Here is a 19351-nt window from a genome sequence, read left to right as displayed (position 1 = left end):
CTGAGAAGCTGTGACGCAGTAGAATCAGCACGTTTCGCCTCAGCGGCGGCCAACGCGATTCACCGGACCGCCGCGATTCATCGGCGTGCCAGGCCGAACGCCGACGCCCGGAGCTCCGACGCCGACAGCGCCGACGCCAACGACCGGCGTCGCCACCACGGCGACCGGTGCGGTCGGGCGCGCAACGCAGCCCTTTGGCACGCCAACCGTCTTGCAGTAAACCACTGCAGCCTGGGCAGAGCTTGCGCCGCCGACTGCAAAGGAGGCCACGGCCGAAAATGCCGCGAGCGTCACAGCTGCGCTCAGCCAACCTGTCTTCTTCAACATGTGTCATCTCTCCCGAATTGGGCGTGCAGCTCTTTGCGATGTGCCGATCGGTCACCGCAGCCGACGCGAGATGTACATGGTCCATCGAGGTGCCCGGCAACATCCCATGAAAATGGTGTGGGCGCGCGCGAGGCGATTTGCAGCCGATTTCCGACGCCATGAACATGGCATGGACCGGGGCCGCAACCTCGACGAGTTTTCGCGCGCATTCAACCTCCACGTTCTCCTCGAAAGGTGATCCAATAATGAAATCCACTCCCGTCGCGGCCGCAGCCACCGCGCTGATCCTGTCGCTCGCCGCCGGCTCGCTGGCTCAGGCGCAATCCGGACCCACCCCCCAGGAGCAGATGGCCTGCCGTTCGGATGCCGGAAAATTCTGCGCCGGACATATCGGCAAGCCGCCGCAGATGAATGCCTGCCTGAAAGCGAACAAGACGAAGCTGTCGGATGGCTGCCGCAAGGTGGTGGAATCGCACGGCGGCTAAAGACGGCTAAGATGTAACGATTGATTTGATTGGAGCGGCGCGATCGGTCAGCGTGCCCCGGATGCTGCGCAGCGCGCCGCTTGCGGCGTGGTGCGCTGCTGATCCGGGATCCACAACTGGGTTCCGCCTCTGCGGTGCAGCGTTTCACGCTGCACCGCCTCCGGGGCACGGATAGCTATGCTGCTGTGATCGTTCCGGCTGGATCAATCCTGATCGAACAACCTGATCCGGGGCATTTCGATTCTCGCCGGCTCGGCGGCGAACAGGTCTCTCGGCTCGGCTTCTTCGCGGATTCTAATGCGCCGCGGCTCGGTCACTTCCCGTACCCGCTCTTCGACCGCCTCGAGTTCCTGCTCGCGGGGCTGCTGGAAGCGGCGCTTGTCGGCCCAGCGCTGACGCCGCTCGGCGCGGCGCTTGTCGGCGGAGGCCCGCTTGAGATCGGCGTCGCGCGCCTTGGCAAACGCCTCCTGCGACGCAGCAGTCTTCTCGGGGGCAGCACTCTTTTCGCTGGCCTGTTCGGCGGGCTTCGAGGCTTGCGATGATGACTGTGCCGGTTGCGCGGCCGCTACGTTGTTGGGTTTCTTCTCTTCGGCGGGAGCATTATTGACGGACGGCGCTGCCGCCGCCGTTTGCGGCTGTGCTTGCGTTTGGGGCTGTTGCTGCGTCTGCTCGGGATGCGTTTGCTGCTGCTCTTGGGCGGGCGCGGGAGCGGGATTGGCCGCGGCTGCCGTCGCGGCGGCATAGGGCACCGGCTCCGATGGCGCCGTCGAGACGGGTATCGGCTCCGCTGACATCCTGCGTTCCAGCTTGGAAATCATCTGCGTCGGCGGGCTGACGATGTTGGCAGCCAAATAGCCACCGCCAAGACCGGCGCCGACCGCCACGACCACGGTTCCTACCCCCGCAAAATAAGCGGTTGATGTGCGCATCGGCCAAACTCCCTCATCCACGCGGGCAACGCGTAGGGTAGGACGATGTTCCGGTGCGATGTGGGTGTGTGGACAGTCGGAACCAGGGGCCGATGAGAATCGCGCTTAGATCATCGCGGCGACTTTTTCCAGCCCGATGATGCGGGCGAGCGAGCGGACCTCGCTCTTCTGATCCTCACGCAACTGGAACAGCAGCGGCATCGCCGCCGATTTCAATTGCTGGACTTCCGCGGAGTCGGGATCGATCGGCACGCCCGTCGCATTCGGGTTGGCCTGCCGGCCCGCATGAATCTTCCGGGCGACAGCACGCAACGCAGTCTCCACGGGCGGCCAATAGGACTCCTGCGACGCCGACAGTTTCAGGCGGTCCTTGATTCCGGCGATCTGGACGTCGCTCAGCAGCGCGTAGTTTTTCTGCGGCTGGGGCTTGGCTGCAGCCTTGGGCTTGACGGGCGCAGGCACCGGCGCCGTGCTCGGCGCGGCGGTGGGCGTAACGGTGGGAGCCGCGATCTCCTTCGGCATCCCGATATCGGCGGGCGAAGTGGAGGCATAGGCCCGGCGCAGGGATTCGTTCAGCTCTGGATCCCTGGGCTGGGGTTCAACCGCGGCAGTGGCGTAGCTGATGACCGCAAGGCGATCCTTCTTGCTTTCCTTGTTGGAGACCGGGCCCTGAACGGAGGGAGCCGACGCCAATTCGAACCGGGCGGCAGGCACGCTGTCGCGGCCGAGAATGGCGGTGACGGCGGCGCCGGCCACGAGAAAACAGATCAGCGCGACAATTGTCATGGTTTTGGTCAAAAAGGTCTCCATTCCCGCCGACGTTTGGTCCTTTTGCCGAAAACTGGATGATAATTGAGGCTATACGATGCCAATCGCAGCGCTGACGCGGCCGAAAAAATGGGGAAAACTTCCCGAAATTGCCCCGGAATCAGGCCGCTGCGGCCAGTTCATAGGCCTCCTGGATATCGGCAACGATATCGGAGGCTTCCCACAGGGCGCCGGGAGCGACCTGCTGCAGGGTGACGGTCCAGTTGCTCGTGCGGCTGCGGGGCATGCTGACGACGTCGAATTCGATGCCGCGGCACAGCGGATGCCGATCGAGCGCAAACATCACCCGCCGCCGGAGCTCCTCGAGTGTCGCCGGGGTTTTGGCAAAATACCGATCGAAATCCATTCCATACCCCTTTCAATTTGCCGTCCGTACGACCGTGACGGCGGACCATCGTCGGGGTTATTGTTGGGGCTGATATGGTTAACGGCGCGTTAAGCCCTCGGAATGGCAAGCGCTGGGGCCCGAGCAAACGGCGGAGCGGAACAGCCCGGCATGGCTGAAGCGACATCCCAGACGACGTCAGTCGCGGCCGGGCCGTCGGTACGCGCCGCACTGGCGGCGGCGATCGCGATTTCAGCCTTCACGCTGTCGATTGCGACGTTCGAGCTGTCGATGGCGGACTGGCCGTCCGGCTTCGTCCTGCTTGTCGTCGTGCCGCTGGTCGCGCTCGTGTTCTTCGGCTGCATCGTGTGGTCGGCCTCGCTGCTTCTGAAGATCCGAACCAGTGGCGCGAAGTTCGCTCTTCCCTTCCTGATCTGCGCGCTGACGCTCGCCGTTCTCGCCTGCGCCCCGCTGCACCAGATTGCGCTACAGCAGAATTTCCGCTGGCACCGCGCCGACCGCGAACGGATATTGGCGCGGGTCGAAGCCGGCGAGCTGAAACCCAACGTCTCCTACAACAAGAACCTGATCGCGGTCGGCGACCGCGAGCCCCATGTTTCCGTCGGCAACGACATCGTCGTCGACGAGACCGAAGAAGGCACCTATGTGCTGTTTTTGACCTCACGCGGCCTGAAGCATTATTTCACCGGCTTCCTGCACGTGCCGCCGGGCGGCGATCCCAAAAATTTCTTCGAATTCGAGGACAAGCCGCCGAGCCGGCTCGAGCGCTACGACGAGAACTGGTACTTCGTGGCGAGCTAGCCCGCCGCCCGCCGGGGCGTTGCGTTCGCGGCGACGTCGGCGGGCGCCGGAACCTGCATCAGAATGGTTTGACCGGTGGGCGCGATTTCCACGCCGCACTCCTGGAATCGCCGCTTCATGCGGCGGTTGAATTCCCGCTGCACCGGCCAGCGGCCGGCATCCGTGCAGCGGATCTGGCCGACGATCGAGGCCATCGAGCCGTCCACCTTGTCGACGCCCCACAGTTCGAGATCGCCGCGGATCAGGTGCTGGAATTCGGGCTCGCGCCGCATTTCGGCGACGATGTCCTTCAGTATCTGGCCGGCGCGGTCGGTGTCTTCCTTGTAGGACACGTTGATGCTGACCGCCGCATTGCCGGCGCCGCGACTTGAGTTGGTGATCGTCGTCACCGCGCTGAACGGCACGATGTGCACCGAGCCGTCGCCGGCTCGCAGGCGAAGGGTACGGATCGAGACGTTCTCCACTACCCCCGACAGTCCCGATAGCGTGACGTTGTCGCCGACTTGCACTGTGTTCTCGAGCAGGAGAAACAGCCCGGTAATGAGATCTTGCACCAGTTTCTGCGAGCCGAAGCCGATCGCGATACCGACGATGCCGGCGCCGGCGAGCAATGGCGCGACGTTGACGCCGATTTCGCTGAGCGCGGTGAGGCCAACCACAGTGACGATCAGGCACAGCAACGCCGTTCGCAGCATCGGCTGAAAGGTGCGCAGCCGCGCCGCGCGCGCGTAGTGCCCCTCACGCGAGAGCGCGTTGATCTTGCGGTCCAGCAGCGCGTTGCTGATTTCCCAGATCGCCGCAGCAGCCAGTGCTGCAATGCCGACGGTGACTACCGCCGACAACAGCCGGCTGCCGATCTGGCCGCCATAGAACCAGACAATAGCGTCGATGCCCCAGACTTCCAGCAGCGCAACGAAGCCGATGAAGGCAATTGCGGCCGAGACGATGTTGCGCAACAGCGGAAGATAGCGGTTGGCGCGGGTCTCCAGACCCGGGAAGCGGCGTTTGAGATCCGGGCTGATGCGAAAGCCGCGGTCGATCAGGCTCAGCACCAGGATGGTGGCGAGACGCATGATTAGCACGACCGCGATGGTGCCGACGAAATATTGCAGCAGCAGCGAGTAGCCGTTGCGGATATTGAGCGCCCACACCGCCCATAGTGCGAGATCGAGTGCGATCGCAAGATAGTGCCAGAGACCCGCGACGCGATTGCGCACTCTGGCGGCTGTGCCCTCGCGGCCGGCCGGTGCGCGAATGGCGTCGGCGACCGGCCTTCGACACTGCAGGATGACGACGACGACAAAAAGATGCACGATCAGCATCACAAGGCGCAGCAGTGCTGCGTAACCGGCGCGATGCAGGCCCAGCAGCAGCGCCACATTGGCGAAAGCGATGCCGGAGACGGCGACGGTGACGATGCGCCGCGCCCATATCTCGATATAGGCGGCGGTCTCGGCGCGAACGCGAAACAGACCGAAAGGCCCGGCCAGCGCCCGCACCACGCAGATCAGCCCGCGCGTCAGCGCATAGGCGTTGACCACCGCGAGGATCACGAGCCGGGTGGTTGCGAGATCGCCGATCCCGGTGCCCAGCAACATCGTGGCGATGCCGATAAAGACGAGCACCGGGAGCAGTTCGAGCACGAGCCTCCCGAGGACGAAAGGCAGCCTGACCAGCGACTGCCAAGTGCGCGCCAGGCTGAGCCGCCGCCGCTGCTGCGCGGGCGCGGCGGCAAGATCTGCCGTGGAGGATGGCGGATCGGCCATGGCCAGCGTCTGCACCGGGGCACGCGCCGTTTGCGGAAGCCGCGCTTCCAGCAGCGCCACCGGCCGCTTGATGAGGCGGAAAACCAGCCACTCGGCAGCAAGTGCACAGATGAATACCAGTGCCAGCTTCCAGGCGATATCGAGCAACTGATGATAGGCGGACGGATCATTGGCGGTCCGCAGGAACCAGTAATAGAACGCCCGATAGTGCGTCAGTGTGCGCGCGACGTCGGCGACCTCGCGCGAGATCTCGCCGACCTGCTCCGATACCGTCAGAAGAAGCTGCGCGCCAAGGCTGTCCGCCGTGAGCGGCATCGCGGATTTCGGCTCGACTGTCGCGGCTTGCGGTGGCTGTGAGGCATTGGCGATCGCGCGTAGCGTCTCGATGACTTGCGCGCGCTTCTTGTCGTCGGAAAGCGTATCGAGCGCCCGCTTCGCCTGCTCGGGCGTGAGAACGTCAGCTTTATCGGCAGGGGCGGCCGGCGCAGCGCCGGGCTGCGCGAAAGCCGGTAAGGCAAGCAGCGCGCAGATGAGCAGGATCGAGGGAAACAGCTTGAGCGACACGAAGGCCTCGCTGAATAAAACGCGCCCGACGGCAGAACCGGAACCGGTCTTGCCTTCGCGCGTGCGTCATGTCGGATTGCCTGTTTTCGCCGTCATCCTGTGTCGGAAGTTTGCCAGTGCGGCGGCTTTCTCTTGGCATTTCTCTTGGCATTTGCCCGCATCACAATTTGGCATTTGCCCGCATCACAATGATGCCGCAACGCTTAAGCGGACGGCAACTTGGCAAGCACTGCAAAATAAGAGATGTGAGAATAACGCCCTAGCCCAGTCTTACGCGCGCGGCGGCCATGCGATATTCCGCGACGGTGCGCGCAATCATCTCGTCGACGGAAAGAACCTCCGTTACGCCCGAAACGGAGTGCCCCGCGCTCCAGATATCCTTCCAGCGTTTCGGGCGATTCTCGCGTGCGCCGACATCGATATCCTTGCCGATATCGATCGCGCCCCGCTCGGGAAGATCGTCCGGATCAAGGCCGGCGGCCTCGATCGACGGCCGCAGCATATTGGTCTGCAGGCCCGTAAATGCCTTGGTCAGCAAGACGTCGTCGGCGCTGCTGGCGACCAGCATGTCCTTGTATCTGGCATCCACCATGCTTTCGCGCGTGGCGATGAACTTGGTGCCCATATAGGCAAGCTCGCAGCCGAGCGCCTCGGCGGCGCGCAGGGCGTGGCCATCCGCGATGCCGCCCGCTAGCACCAGCGGTCCATCGAAGAAGGCGCGCACCGCGCGTACGAACACGAAAGGATTGAGCCAGCCGGTCTGGCCGCCCGCGCCTGCCGTCAACAGCACCAGCCCGTCGGCACCGGCTTGAACCGCGCGCTCGGCATGGCGGATTGAGGCGACGTCGGCAAATACTAGCGCGCCGCCATCGCGCAACGGCTTTAGCACCGGCGCCGGCGAGCCGACCGAGGTGATGACCATTTCCGGCCGATGTCGCAGCAGCACCTGCAGATCCTGCCCCAGCCGCGCATTGGAGCGATGCACGATCAGGTTGGCGCATACAGGCGCTGCGGGCTTGCCGCTTGCATCCGAGTGCTCCTTCAGCCGGTCATCGATGTCCGTCAGCCATTGATCGAGCTGTTCGGAGCTGCGGCAATTCACGGTGGGAAACGAACCGATCACGCCGTTGCGGCAGGCGGCTACCACCAATTCGACGCCGGAGACGAGAAACATCGGCGCTGCAATCAGCGGCAGGCTGAGGCGGTCGCGAAAGCGCGCGAGAGGATCGACGAGCGGCAAGCGTTTCTTCCTGACTTGAGCAGCGGGTGTGCTAGCGTTACCCGAACATTGGCACGGGCGAACGCCCAAGACAAAACAAACCAAGAGCCAAAACAGGCGGGAGGAAGAACATGAGCAATCCGCTCTACGCGTTTCCGGCGGCATGCGAGCAGACGTTGCGGGCGCTGGCGCGCTACTCCGAACGCACGGCGTTCGCCTGGCCGGGCGGATCGATCACCTATCGCGGCGCGACCGACATGATCGGGCGCATGCAGGCGGTATTCATGCAGCTCGGCTTCCAACCCGGCACCCGCGTCGCGTTTCTCACCGCCAACCGTGCCGACACCTGGTGCGCCGGCGTCGCCGCGCAATTGTCGCGATTTGCGATTACCTGGCTGCATCCTTTGGGTTCGCTGGACGATCAACTGTTTCAGCTCGAGGATTCCGAAGCGCAGATGCTGGTGGTCGACGGGAACACCTTCCGCGACCGCGGCGGCGAACTCGCGGCGAGGGCCACGGGTCTGAAGACTATCTTCACGCTCGGTCCAGCCAGTTACGGCGCCGATCTATTACAGGCGATCGAAGTGGCCGGCAGCGTTACGGCGCGCAATTTCGCCGCGCCTGATGATATCGCCACGCTGAATTACACCGGCGGCACGACCGGCAAATCCAAAGGCGCGCTGCGCCATCACCGCGAATATAGCGGGTATGCCAGCGCGATCCTCGCTGACTTCGAAATTCCGGATACCCCGCGCTACCTGGCGGTCGCGCCGATCAGCCATGTCGCGGGAACAAAAGTGCTGCCGACGCTGATGCGCGGCGGCACCGTGCACATGCTGAAGGGCTTTGATCCCGAGGCGGTGTTCAAGACCATCGAGCGCGAACGGATCAACTTCACCCTGTTCGTGCCGACGATGATCTACGTCATGCTAGATCATCCCGCGCTCGAGAAGACCGATCTCTCCTCGCTCGAACTCCTGCTGTATGGCGCGTCTGCGATGTCGCCGAGCCGGCTGATCGAAGGCATCGAGCGCATCGGGCCGGTGTTCTCGCAGCTCTACGGCCAGACCGAATGCTATCCAGTATCCGTGCTGCGCAAGGCAGACCATGATCCCAGGACGCCGGAGCTGTTCCTGTCCTGCGGATTCCCGATCGCCGCCTGTCAGGTGAAGATCCTTGACAATGACGACCAGGAAGTCGCAACCGGCGAGGCCGGCGAGATCTGCGTGCGCGGCACGCATGTGATGACGGAGTACTGGAAACGGCCGGACACCACCGCGGAGACGCTGAAAAATGGCTGGCTGCACACCGGCGACATCGCGCGGTCAGACAACCGCGGCTACATGTTCATCCTCGATCGCAAGAAGGACATGATCGTCTCCGGCGGCTTCAACATCTTTCCGCGCGAGGTCGAGGATGTCTTGTCGCAGCACACCGACGTTGCCATGGTCGCCGTGGTCGGCGTGCCCGACGACAAATGGGGCGAGGCCGTCACCGCCGTGATCGTGGCACGCGAAGGTGCACAGCCGAATCCGGACGAGCTGATCAACCTCGTCAAGGCGAAGAAGGGCTCGGCGCACGCGCCCAAGCACGTCAAGTTCGTTAACGAGTTGCCGATGACCGGTGTCGGCAAGGTCGACAAGAAGGTGCTGAAAGCAGGATTCTGGACCGGCCGGGAGCGGATGGTGGGCTAGCGCTTTCCTCGGCGAAGCTATCATGTCCCGGACGCGCGGAGCGGCCTAGGCGATGCGAAACATCGTCCGATATCGCTGCTCCGCAGAGCCGGGAACTGCGTGGTGTCGAGCTGCTGGCTGGATCCCGGATCAGCAGCGCACCACGCCGCGTTGCGCAGCATCCGGGAGACGAGAGCTATGTCTGCGCAAAGAATTCCGGCCACATCGCCCGCCATGCCTGCAGCAGGCTTCCCCAGCCGTTCGGCTGGGTCTCGAAACACTCTGCGCCGGCCGCCGCTTGCACCCATGGCTGTGCGCTGCGCATAAAGAAATGCGCGGCCGGCATCAGCCACGATGTATCATCGAGCGTTCCGGCACGAAGGCTGACGGTTTCGGATCGCCCGGCACGCTCGCCATAGATACGTGTGCCGCAGCCGGCGCAAAACTGCGAAATGACTGGCGTGCCGTTGGGCGAGGTATGATGCCAGCCATGCGGCTCACCCTGCAGAATGCGAAAATCCCCGTACCTTATCGGCATGTTCAACGCGAACGCACTGCCGGTCTGGCGCTGACAATCAGTGCAGTTGCAGGTGTAGAGCAGCAACGGAAATGACATGATCTCGTAACGAATCGCACCGCACTGGCAGCCGCCGGTCATCGGAAGCGAAGGTCGCGGCGTTTTCATGGTCCGGCCCGAGCGAGGTTATCGTCGCATCCTACCCGCAAATCGAGTGCCGATCGATGCCCCGCGTCAGCCGGCCATGCGCCTTTGGGCGAGAGCCTTCTTGTCGAAATTGTTGGGCACTTCGATATCGACTTCGAGCGTCGACACCGTCTTGCCGCGCTCCAGCTTGACGATCACCTTGTCTGGATCGAGCGCAACGTGCTTCGATACCACAGCGAGAATTTCCTCCCGCAGCGTGACCAGAAGGTCCGACTGGCCGAGCAAGCCGCGCTCATGCGCCAGCAGAATCTGCAGCCGTTCCCGCGCCACCGGGGCGGTTGCATTGCGGCCACCGAACAGCCGCAGCAAGTTCAAGCTCATGCAGCCCTCCGTCCCAGCAGCCGGTTCATGAAGCCCTTGCGCTCGGCGGGCACGACCATCGCGACTTCCTCGCCCATCAGGCGGCGCGCGGCATCGATATAGGCGCGGGCCGGCGCGCTCTCGGCGTTGTTGAGCGTCACCGGCGTGCCGACGTTGGATGCCTTCAGAACGTCCTGGCTTTCCGGAATGATGCCGAGCAGGGGCGTCGCGAGGATTTCCAGGATGTCGTCGATATTGAGCATCTCGCCGCGCGCCGCGCGCGCGGGATCGTAGCGGGTGATCAGCACGTGCTTTTCCACGCGTTCGCCGCGCTCCGCCTTCACCGTCTTTGAATCGAGCATTCCGATGATCCGGTCGGAATCGCGCACCGAGGAAACTTCGGGATTGGTGACGATAACGGCTTCGTCGGCATAGCGCATGGCGAGCGTCGCGCCACGCTCGATGCCGGCCGGGCTGTCGCACAGGATCCAGTCGAACCGGCTCCTGAGCTCGGCGATAACGCGGCCGACGCCCTCATCCGTCAGTGCATCCTTGTCTCGCGTCTGCGAGGCCGGGAGCAGCCAGAGATTTTCGAGGCGCTTGTCGCGGATCAACGCCTGCGGCAGCTTGGCGACACCCTGCACCACGTTGATGAGGTCGAACACCACGCGGCGTTCGGCGCCCATCACCAGATCGAGGTTGCGCAGGCCGACGTCGAAATCGACCACCACGACGTTTTGTCCGCTCTGGGCAAGCGCCGCGCCGAGCGCGGCCGTCGAGGTGGTTTTTCCAACGCCTCCCTTGCCTGAGGTAACGACCAGGACCTTGGCCATACGTGATCTCCTTAGCCGGTTAATTCAGCGGGGTAATTTTCATGGTGTCGCCCTGCAGCCAGGCTTGCGCCGGACGGTTGCGGAGCGCGACGTCGATTTCTTCTGCGGTCTGGTAGTAGCCGTCGATGGCGAGCAGTTCGGCCTCGATTTTCTGGCAGTAGATCCGTGCGTTGGAATTGCCGTTGACGCCGGCCATCGCCCGGCCGCGCAGCGTCCCGTAGATGTGGATCGATCCGCCGGCGACGATCTCCGCGCCCGACCCGACCGACCCCAACACCGTTACGTCGCCTTCCATGAAGACGATCGACTGCCCCGAACGCACCGGGCTTTCGAGCAGTAGCGAAGTCGGCTTCGGCTTGGCTTCGGGCTCGGGCTTCTGCGCCGGCTCGTTTCGCGTAATCACGCAGGCGCGGCCGCCGGTCAGCAAGGGCGGCATGTTCGCCCCAAGGCGCTCTTCCTCCACACCCTCGATGCCGAGGACGCGGATGTTGCGCTCGTTGAGACTGCCGACGAGATGGGCGATGGCGGAGCCCGAGAGGTCGACGGCCGAGAGATCCAGCACGATCGGCTTGCCGACGAAATAGCCCGGCGAGCGCGCCAGCGTGGCGTCGATCTCGGCGAGCCATTCCACGATCGGCACGACGGGGCTGAATACGAACGCGACATAGGAACGGCCGCGCAGCCGGACCAGTTGACGCGTGGGATCCGCTCGGACGTCCATGATGTTCGACTCGCCTTTCTTATTGAATAGTTAACAATCGACGAACTTGGTTAACGAGTAATTAATGCGAAAACCCGCGCTGCGCGCAGAAAACAGCGCAACGGGCGGCAAATCCGGCGCATTTATGGCCGATTCTTGCTGCTGATCGCGGCGAAGGCGCGCAAAAGCCTATAAAAACAGGGGTCACGTGAGTTGTAGTCAACAAGGCTTCAACTTACTTTCGTCACGTTTCCGACCTAAATTAGTCCTCGCGCGGCTCCAACAAACTTATGTGTGCTGGCAGATCTTTGTGGTCTGGCAGCTCAATCCGTCGGGCAGACGGACATTTGCCGGCAGGGGACGAGGCAGTGGAAGCCGTGGGCGTTGTGTGGTCGCGAGATCCAATCTCGCAGACAGGAGTCGTCGAACGCAGGGACGACGCCTCACACCTAGATTCGAATCTTCCAATCAAGCTCGATAGCGGACAGAAAGCGGACGTGGATGATCCCGCGCGCCTGTTCCATCACCTGGAGCTCCTGTCCGATACGTCCGCAGCCATTTCGCCGCCAAGCAATCCGCCAGATGTCATGAGGAGTAAGCGTATGAGTAGTGTGAGTGAACAGGACCATATCAATCCCCGTGATCCCCTGTACTACGCGCCGCGCTGGCTACGTGAGCGCTCGGCTTCCCAGCGCGACGCCAGTCCCGCGACTACGCCGTTCTCTCCGGCGTCGTTCGATACCCAGCTCGAGAGCGCCGTATCCGATGCGCTGCGTCATCCCCTCGATCCCGAGATCATGCGCGAACCCGAACTGGAATCGAAGAAGGCATTGTGGAGTGTCGCGGCGCGCTTTGGCGCCGCGATCGGCGTCTCGGCTCTCGTGGCGCTGTTCTTCGTCGTCGTCGTACCGGGGTCGCGCCAGAACGACGGTGAGCAACCGTCGGTGTTCTCCGGTGTGGCGCAGTCGATCAAGGCTGCCCTGTTCCAATCCGGAGAGGCTTCGCCAAAGCCCGCGATCAGCGAATTCCAGGCCATTCTCGCCTCCACGCCGCCGAGCGCTCCGGCGGCATCCGAGCAGTCGCAATTGCTTCAGCAATTCATGCAGTGGCGCGAAAAGCCGGATCCGGCGACGCCACAACGCACCACCCCATAATCCAGATGAAGGAATGACAATGCCTGAGAACCGACTTTCCGCCATCTTGTTCTCAAGGAGTTTGCCATGACCTCGCACCGGATTGCCTTGCTGGTTGGGGCCGTGCTTTTCGGAATCGCAGGCAGCGCCCAGGCTGCCGGCGACATTGCGATCGTGCGCGACCTCGCTGGCCGCGTCGGCCCTGTACTCGGTTCGGCCCAAGCCTGCCGCGATATTGCGCGTCCCCGCATCCAGACCATTGTCGACAAATTTTCACAGGTGATCCGGGAGGCCTCGTCGAACGAGGCGGAGCGTTCTGATCTCATCCAGGCGTTCGATCGCAGCGTGGCCGACGGCCGCGCCGCCGTTGCCTCAGGCAAGATCGATTGCATCCGGGCCGACCGTCAGCTTGCCGATCTCGAACGATCGATCTCAGGGCCAAGTCTCTCCAGCGTCATCGGCCCGTCTCCTGCCGCCGCGGCAACGGCCGCGAACGCGGCGACGGCGCCGACGGCCCCGGTCCCAACCGGGCCGCTGCCGCGCGGCATCGGTGAGAAGGAAATCCGCTTCGGCATCGCGGCTCCCTTCTCCGGCTCGGCGCGCGAGCTGGGACGTCAGATGAAACTCGGAATCGAAACCGCCTTCAACCGGATCAACGATGCCGGCGGCGTCGACGGGCGGATACTCAAATTGTTCGCCGCCGACGACGGCTACGAGCCTTCGCGCACGCCGGAAGCGATGAAGCAGCTCTACGAAAAGGACCAGGTGTTCGGCATCGTCGGCAATGTCGGCACGCCGACCGCGGCGGTGGCGATCCCGTATGCGCTCGAACGCCGGATGCTGTTCTTCGGGGCCTTCACCGGCGCCAACATCCTGCGCAACGATCCGCCCGATCGCTACGTCTTCAACTACCGCGCCAGCTACGCCGAGGAAACCGACGCCGTCGTTCGTTATCTCGTCAAGATACGCCGGCTGCAGCCCCGGCAGATCGCGGTATTTGCGCAGCAGGATTCCTACGGCGATGCCGGATTTGCAGGGGTCGCCAAGGCGTTTCGCTCCATGGGCGTGAACGACGGCGCCATCGTCCGGCTCAACTATGCGCGAAACACCGTCGACGTCGACGATGCGATCAACCAGTTGAAGCTTGCGAAGCCGCCGATCAAGGCCGTCGTCATGGTCGCGACCTACCGGGCCGCGGCGCGGTTCATCGAGAAGACGCGCGACCTCTATCCCGGCATGATCTACTCGAACGTCTCGTTCGTCGGCTCTACCGCGCTGGCCGAAGAACTCAAGCTGTTGGGACCGCGTTATACGAACGGAGTGATCGTGACCCAGGTGGTGCCGGCAGTGTCGGGCTATTCGTCGGCGGTACTCGAATACAAGAACGCGCTCGCCAAGTATTTCCCAGGCGAGGCGCCGGACTATGTGTCGCTCGAGGGCTACGTCGCCGCCAACGTGTTGATCCAGGGCATCAAGCGGGCCGGGCCCCAGCTCGACACCGAGAAGCTGATCGACACGCTGGAGACCATGCGCAATCTCGACCTCGGTCTCGGGACCTCGCTCGGCTTTGGCCGCTCCGAGCACCAGGCCTCGCACAAGATCTGGGGCACCGCGCTCGATGAAACCGGCCGTTATCAGCCGCTCGATCTCGAATGATTGGGAGGCCGCGATCCCTGTGATCGCGGCTTCATCACGTCGTCTGACGCCGCTCAGCGCTTCTCGATGACAAGACTCTGGATGGCGCGGCCGAAATAGCCGCGCTCATCGGCGAGCCGCGCCATAGCGAGCCCCGCGCCTTCGGGACCGATCCAGGACTCGGCATCGAGCAGGATCCAGTCGCCGACCGGCTCACGCGAAAAATTCACGGTCAGGTCGGCGTTGAGAAACGTCCACGCTCGAAAGTCCAGCACGGCCGAGGTGCCGTTGCAGAAATCGGCCGCCGCCACCGCCCGCATCGCCTGCGATACCGGCGCGTCTTCTACGATCGGCCGGTCGACGCGGTACCAGATCGCGCCGGGACCGGGCGCGCCAAACCGGCCGCGCGCTGCACGCAGCGACATGCCTGATACGAATGGGCTGGAGGAAAAATCCGCCGGCTCGACGCGCGATCGATCCGGCCCCGGAAGCCCGACCGGCAGGATCGCGGCCTCTTCTGGCAATTGCAGGGCCTGCACCTTGATCTTCAGCACGGTCGCGCTAACCACAACAACGCCTTTAGCCAGCAGCCTGACCGCGCAGAGCTGGATCTTCCGCCCCTCGCGCAAAATCTCGCTCTCGATAGTCAGCGGCGCCACCGGCACGGGACGCATCAGGTCGACGGTGACGCGCGCAACCCGCATCGCAACCGGCGTCCGAATCCGCTCCGCCGCCCACACCACCAGTGCCGCCGGCGGCGAACCGTGCTGCATGCTCGGGTCCCATGGCCCCGCTGCAAGGGGGCTGGTGACGACGTCGTTGCCGTCAACGCGAAAAATACCATCCATTGAGTGAGAGGTCCTGTCGATCAAGGGACGAGCTTCTTGCCTGCTTCAGCGGAACGAGTCGAGCCCGCGGCGGACGGAGCACCGAGCCTCATTGGCGGGAGAGCAAGCCAACCGCGTCAAATGAACGCCATGCCGCCATTAAGGACGATGGTCTGCCCGGTCATGTAGCTGTTGCCGAGCACCATCGCGACGGCTTGCGCCACTTCCTCGGCCTGGCCCATGCGGCCGAGCGGGATATTGCACGCCAGATCCGTGCGGCCGCCCATCATATCTGTTGCGATCAGCGACGGCGCCACCGCATTGACGGTGATGCCTTCCTTGACGAGACGCGCCGCATAGCCGCGCGTCAGTCCTTCCATGCCGGCCTTGGAGGCGTTGTAGTGCACGCCGATCGCGCCGGCGCCGCGCGCCGCACCCGACGAGATATTGACGATGCGGCCCCATTTGCGCGCACGCATCGCCGGCAGCACCGCCTGCGTGCACAGGAACGCCGATTTCAGGTTTACCGCGATGGTGCGGTCGAAATCGTCCTCGGTGAGATCGTCGACGCCGCGCACGACAGCTAAGCCGGCATTGTTGATGAGAATGTCGATCGGACCGAGCATGGAGGCGACCTGCTCGACCATGCGCGCGACTGCCGCAGCCTGCGAAACGTCTGCTCCGACCGCGATGGCGCGGCCGCCATTGGCATTGATCTTGGCGACGACCGCATTGGCATCATCAGCGCGCTCGCGGTAATTGACCGCAACCGCGGCGCCCGCTTCCGCGAGCATACGCGCCACCGCCGCGCCGATACCGCGGGACGCACCCGTCACCAGCGCGACACGCGCGCTCAGATCCTGTCCGGCCATGATCGATCCTCCGTCGCTTCCACGGCGGCGCGCGACCCGCAAGGCGCCTCACAATGCGGGGTCGACCGCCTCGTCATATTCCTTCTTGAACCGCGCGATCAATTCAGCGGCCGGCACCACCTTGCCGATGCCGCCGATACCTTGACCAGAGCCCCAGATTTCCTTCCATGCCTTCGGCTTGGCGCGCTCGCCGGAGGCGTCGGTGCCAAAACTCATCTTCGAGGGATCGGAGGTCGGCAGGTCGTCGGGATTGAGCCCGGCCTTGACGATCGACGGTTTGAGGTAATTGCCGTGCACGCCGGTGAACAGGTTCGAATAGACGATGTCTTCCGCCGACGACGACGTGATCATCTCCTTGTAGGCTTCGACCGCGTTGGCTTCCTGGGTCGCGATGAAGGCGGAGCCGATATAGGCAAAATCGGCGCCGAGGATGCGCGCCGCACGGATGGCGCGGCCGTTGGCAATCGCGCCCGACAGCGCGATCGGTCCGTCGAACCAGGCGCGCGTTTCCTCAACGAAGGCGAGCGGCGAGATCGTGCCGGCATGGCCGCCGGCGCCGGCCGCAACCAGGATTAAGCCGTCGGCGCCCTTCTCGATCGCCTTGTGCGCGAATTTCTGGTTGATCACGTCGTGGAAGACGATGCCGCCCCAGTTGTGCGCCGCCTGGTTGAGATCCTCGCGCGCGCCGAGCGAGGTGATCAGCATCGGCACCTTGTACTTCTCGCAGGCCGCGAGATCGTGATCGAGCCGGTTGTTGGATTTGTGAACGATCTGGTTCACCGCGAACGGCGCCGACGGCCGCTCCGGATGCGCCTTGTCGTAGGCCGCGAGCTCTTCCGTGATACGCGCCAGCCACTCGTCGAGCAGCGCAGCCGGCCGCGCGTTCAGCGCCGGAAACGATCCGACCACGCCGGCCTTGCATTGGGCGATCACGAGGTCAGGCACGGAGATGATGAACAGCGGCGACCCGATCACGGGTATCGACAGACGGCCCTTGAACAGCGCGGGCATGGACATTCGAAACGATCCTTTGGTTGTTCAGGCAAGCGACGTGACTCTAGAGCTGCCAGACGTCATACCTACCAACAAGGCAATCTTTCCAGTGTCAATTATTGCGTTTTCACGCTGGCCGCGATGCGTTTGCGCATCATCTCTCCGGCGCTTGGAGATCCGCGCTACTGGCACAGCGCCCTCGTCACGTAATTTTCGGTCTTGCAGTCGCCCGGCTCGCGCTTACGGCCCGGCAGGTACACCTTCGGCGAGCATTTCTCGGCGGCATCGGTGTCGAGGCTCTTGCCTTCCTTGTAGCCCTTGCTCTGGCACAGCCGATCGGCGCCGGCCTTGCAATCGGGCGCGCCGTTGGCGGCCACGAGACACGCGGCGCGCCCACTCACCATCAGTGATGGCCTGGCAATGTCCGACAGGCTCTCGCCGGCGCTCTTGGCGCCTGCGTTGAAGTCCTCGAAGGTCTCGCTTGGGCTCTTCAGCGGCGGCAACAGCGATTTGGACTTCTCGAACAGTTTTCCGATTTCGTTGATCAGGCCGGGATTTTCATCGCGCGGCGCTTGCTGTGGCTCGACCTGCTGCGGCTCGGGCTGCGCCGGCACCGACTGCTGGGCCGGCGACTGCAGGCCGAGCGACGGCTGCGGTGCGGCCTGCGGCCAACCAGCGTCGGGAGCGATCGCAAGCATGGATGCAACGAGGCCAACGGTCGCGCGTTGCGTTCCGAATAGCTTGATCAAACGGCCGATTCGATCGGGCATGGGACCAAACGTAGCCTGAAGCCGGGATACCGGCAAAGCGCTAGACCAACTTGAACGCGACGTAAAAGCCGAGCACCAGGACGACGGCGCCGATGGCCACCCAGGTGCCGAGGCGCTTTTCCAGCTCGGCCCGGATCAGGTCGCCATAGCGGTTGAGCAGGACCGCGACCACGAAGAACCGCCCGCCGCGCGCCACGATCGAGCACAGGATAAACAGCCAGATATTGTAGCCAGCAAACCCCGAAGTGATGGTGACGAGCTTGTAGGGGATCGGCGTCAGGCCCTTCAGCAGGATGATCACCGCGCCCCATTCGGCATAGGAGGCACGGAAGGTTTCGACCTTGTCACTGAGACCGTAGACCGTGATCAGCCAGTGCCCAACCGAGTCATAGAGCAACGCGCCGATGGCGTACCCGACCACGCCGCCGGCAACCGATGCGATGGTACAGACGGCCGCAAACCACCACGCCTTCTTCGGCTGCGCCAGCGACATCGGCAGCAGCATGATGTCGGGGGGGATCGGGAAAAACGAGCTTTCCGCGAAGGAGACCGCCGCCATGATCCAGAGCGCATAGGGCTTGTCGGCGGCGTCGATGCACCAGTCGTAGGTCCGTTTGAGCATGGGCGCATGAACCATCATGGAGCGGATTTGTCCATGCCGGAAAACGACGGAATTTGATGGGATTTACTACCGCTTGCGTAAGGAACGGCCTTCCAGCGCGACAATTCGCCGCCGGACTGCGGGGCCTGCCGTCGCCTTGGGCAGCGGCTTGGCTGGCGCCGTTTTCGGCGACTTGACGGGCTTCGGCAGCTTCTCGGCGATGCCGAGCAGGTCCTCGCGCCGCTCCATTTCGCGCCAGACATCGGCGGGCTTCACGCCGGCCGAAGCCCACAGGACGGTCAAGTTATAGAGCAGATCGGCGCTCTCGCGGACCACCGCGTCGGCCTTCCCGTTGACGGCGTCGATCACGACCTCGATGGCTTCCTCGGCGAGCTTCTTGGCCATCTTGGAGGGGCCGCGCTGAAACAGCCGGGCCGTGCGCGACGTGGCCGGATCGAGGTCCCGGGCCGCGAGGACAGCCTGATAAAGCCGTTCGAGCGAATCACTCATTCTCCGAACCTAATGCAAAGCCGTGTCCGGCGTGTTAACGGCCGCCGCTACAACCATAAAAAAACCACCGGCCGGAGCGGCCGGTGGATTCATATTGAACGGTTGGCGAAAGCCGCGATTACCAGCGCGGCCGATAATAGGGACCGCAGCCGATGCAGTTGCGCGGATAGTAATAGGGGGTCGGGTCGCCGTAATAGGCCGGGCCGCCGCCATAATAGCCGTAGTCGTCGTAGTAGTGACGACGATTCTGCGTGGCCGCAATCGCAAGGCCAGTGCCGACGATGCCAGCGAAGGCCGCTGCCGCGGCCGCGCCGCCACCGCCGCGATAATGCCGACGACGGGCGCTGATATCTGTCGCGTCGCTGGTGCCGGCCGATGCCGTGAGGCCCTTGCCCGACGGCGCGGAGCCTGCGAACGTCGTTGTCGGCGCGACTGCCGTCAGCGCCACGGCCACAACCGCCGCCACCGCGCCGGCGCGGCCTATCGATGAAAACACACCTTTTCGCGCAAACATC

Annotated in this window: 22 protein-coding genes; 5 read left to right on the top strand and 17 right to left on the bottom strand. The window is 63.9% G+C overall.

Going from position 1 to position 19351, the window contains the following annotated elements:
* Positions 1 to 39: 39 nt before the first annotated feature.
* Complete coding sequence (locus HCN58_RS11455) at positions 40 to 327, bottom strand: hypothetical protein (protein WP_171579417.1); 288 nt, start codon at positions 325 to 327, stop codon at positions 40 to 42.
* A 245-nt stretch (positions 328 to 572) separates the two neighbouring features.
* On the opposite strand from HCN58_RS11455, the gene HCN58_RS11450 reads away from it, so the two are divergent.
* Positions 573 to 812: a cysteine rich repeat-containing protein gene (locus HCN58_RS11450; RefSeq protein WP_235983535.1), complete on the top strand. Its 240-nt coding sequence runs from the start codon at positions 573 to 575 to the stop codon at positions 810 to 812.
* A gap of 203 nt (positions 813 to 1015) precedes the next feature.
* Here HCN58_RS11450 and HCN58_RS11445 read toward each other — a convergent pair whose 3' ends face one another.
* From HCN58_RS11445 to HCN58_RS11435, 3 genes are all read right to left on the bottom strand, one after another.
* Positions 1016 to 1741, bottom strand: coding sequence for a hypothetical protein (locus tag HCN58_RS11445; protein WP_171579416.1), 726 nt, complete (start codon positions 1739 to 1741; stop codon positions 1016 to 1018).
* Between the two features lie 105 nt (positions 1742 to 1846).
* Entirely contained in the window at positions 1847 to 2539 is a 693-nt protein-coding gene (locus HCN58_RS11440; protein ID WP_171579415.1) for a hypothetical protein, read from the bottom strand.
* Positions 2540 to 2669: 130 nt separating this feature from the next.
* Positions 2670 to 2915 (bottom strand): hypothetical protein, encoded by a 246-nt coding sequence (locus HCN58_RS11435; RefSeq protein WP_171579414.1) that lies wholly within the window; start codon positions 2913 to 2915, stop codon positions 2670 to 2672.
* A gap of 150 nt (positions 2916 to 3065) precedes the next feature.
* Here HCN58_RS11435 and HCN58_RS11430 point away from each other — a divergent pair, with 150 nt between their 5' ends.
* Positions 3066 to 3716, top strand: coding sequence for a hypothetical protein (locus HCN58_RS11430; protein ID WP_171579413.1), 651 nt, complete (start codon positions 3066 to 3068; stop codon positions 3714 to 3716).
* Here HCN58_RS11430 and HCN58_RS11425 read toward each other — a convergent pair.
* Together HCN58_RS11425 and HCN58_RS11420 are read right to left on the bottom strand one after the other, a co-directional pair.
* The gene (locus HCN58_RS11425) at positions 3713 to 6046 is read right to left on the bottom strand and encodes a mechanosensitive ion channel domain-containing protein (protein WP_171579412.1); all 2334 of its coding nucleotides are present in this window, start codon (positions 6044 to 6046) and stop codon (positions 3713 to 3715) included. The two genes, HCN58_RS11430 and HCN58_RS11425, sit on opposite strands and share 4 nt — an antisense overlap.
* 259 nt (positions 6047 to 6305) lie before the next feature.
* Complete coding sequence (locus HCN58_RS11420) at positions 6306 to 7286, bottom strand: NAD(P)H-dependent flavin oxidoreductase (RefSeq protein WP_235983534.1); 981 nt, start codon at positions 7284 to 7286, stop codon at positions 6306 to 6308.
* Positions 7287 to 7396: 110 nt separating this feature from the next.
* On the opposite strand from HCN58_RS11420, the gene HCN58_RS11415 reads away from it, so the two are divergent.
* Positions 7397 to 8959 (top strand): AMP-binding protein, encoded by a 1563-nt coding sequence (locus HCN58_RS11415; protein ID WP_171579410.1) that lies wholly within the window; start codon positions 7397 to 7399, stop codon positions 8957 to 8959.
* Between the two features lie 175 nt (positions 8960 to 9134).
* On the opposite strand, the gene HCN58_RS11410 is transcribed toward HCN58_RS11415, so the two are convergent.
* The 4 genes from HCN58_RS11410 to minC all read right to left on the bottom strand — a co-directional run bounded on the left by HCN58_RS11410 (position 9135) and on the right by minC (position 11516).
* Complete coding sequence (locus HCN58_RS11410) at positions 9135 to 9596, bottom strand: GFA family protein (protein ID WP_171579409.1); 462 nt, start codon at positions 9594 to 9596, stop codon at positions 9135 to 9137.
* Positions 9597 to 9689: 93 nt separating this feature from the next.
* Complete coding sequence (minE, locus tag HCN58_RS11405; RefSeq protein ID WP_171579408.1) at positions 9690 to 9983, bottom strand: cell division topological specificity factor MinE; 294 nt, start codon at positions 9981 to 9983, stop codon at positions 9690 to 9692.
* A complete protein-coding gene (gene minD / locus HCN58_RS11400; protein ID WP_171579407.1) occupies positions 9980 to 10795 on the bottom strand; it encodes a septum site-determining protein MinD in 816 nt (271 codons plus the stop codon). Before minD ends, minE begins: the two co-directional genes overlap by 4 nt.
* Before the next feature lie 19 nt (positions 10796 to 10814).
* A complete protein-coding gene (minC, locus tag HCN58_RS11395; protein WP_171579406.1) occupies positions 10815 to 11516 on the bottom strand; it encodes a septum site-determining protein MinC in 702 nt (233 codons plus the stop codon).
* A gap of 476 nt (positions 11517 to 11992) precedes the next feature.
* Between minC and HCN58_RS11390 the strand changes: the two genes are divergently transcribed.
* Entirely contained in the window at positions 11993 to 12649 is a 657-nt protein-coding gene (locus HCN58_RS11390; RefSeq protein ID WP_311966797.1) for a hypothetical protein, read from the top strand.
* A gap of 66 nt (positions 12650 to 12715) precedes the next feature.
* On the top strand, positions 12716 to 14284 hold the full coding sequence (locus HCN58_RS11385) for an ABC transporter substrate-binding protein (RefSeq protein WP_171579405.1): 1569 nt from the start codon (positions 12716 to 12718) through the stop codon (positions 14282 to 14284).
* Positions 14285 to 14337: 53 nt separating this feature from the next.
* Here HCN58_RS11385 and HCN58_RS11380 read toward each other — a convergent pair whose 3' ends face one another.
* The 7 genes from HCN58_RS11380 to HCN58_RS11350 form a co-directional block, all read right to left on the bottom strand.
* Positions 14338 to 15111, bottom strand: a complete 774-nt coding sequence (locus HCN58_RS11380) for a thioesterase family protein (protein ID WP_171579404.1) — start codon at positions 15109 to 15111, stop codon at positions 14338 to 14340.
* Between the two features lie 116 nt (positions 15112 to 15227).
* Entirely contained in the window at positions 15228 to 15962 is a 735-nt protein-coding gene (locus HCN58_RS11375; RefSeq protein ID WP_171579403.1) for an SDR family NAD(P)-dependent oxidoreductase, read from the bottom strand.
* 48 nt (positions 15963 to 16010) lie between these two features.
* Complete coding sequence (locus tag HCN58_RS11370) at positions 16011 to 16979, bottom strand: NAD(P)H-dependent flavin oxidoreductase (protein WP_171579402.1); 969 nt, start codon at positions 16977 to 16979, stop codon at positions 16011 to 16013.
* 158 nt (positions 16980 to 17137) lie between these two features.
* Positions 17138 to 17653, bottom strand: a complete 516-nt coding sequence (locus HCN58_RS11365) for a hypothetical protein (protein WP_235983574.1) — start codon at positions 17651 to 17653, stop codon at positions 17138 to 17140.
* Between the two features lie 112 nt (positions 17654 to 17765).
* A complete protein-coding gene (locus HCN58_RS11360) occupies positions 17766 to 18347 on the bottom strand; it encodes a YqaA family protein (protein WP_171579401.1) in 582 nt (193 codons plus the stop codon).
* A gap of 66 nt (positions 18348 to 18413) precedes the next feature.
* Positions 18414 to 18836, bottom strand: coding sequence for a phosphoribosyl-ATP diphosphatase (hisE, locus tag HCN58_RS11355; protein WP_171579400.1), 423 nt, complete (start codon positions 18834 to 18836; stop codon positions 18414 to 18416).
* Between the two features lie 118 nt (positions 18837 to 18954).
* Complete coding sequence (locus HCN58_RS11350; protein ID WP_210265933.1) at positions 18955 to 19350, bottom strand: hypothetical protein; 396 nt, start codon at positions 19348 to 19350, stop codon at positions 18955 to 18957.
* Position 19351: the final 1 nt, after the last annotated feature.

It is taken from the genome of Bradyrhizobium australiense (genome assembly GCF_013114825.1).
Classification (GTDB): Bacteria; Pseudomonadota; Alphaproteobacteria; order Rhizobiales; family Xanthobacteraceae; genus Bradyrhizobium; species Bradyrhizobium australiense.
This window is presented reverse-complemented; position numbering and strand designations above follow the sequence as displayed.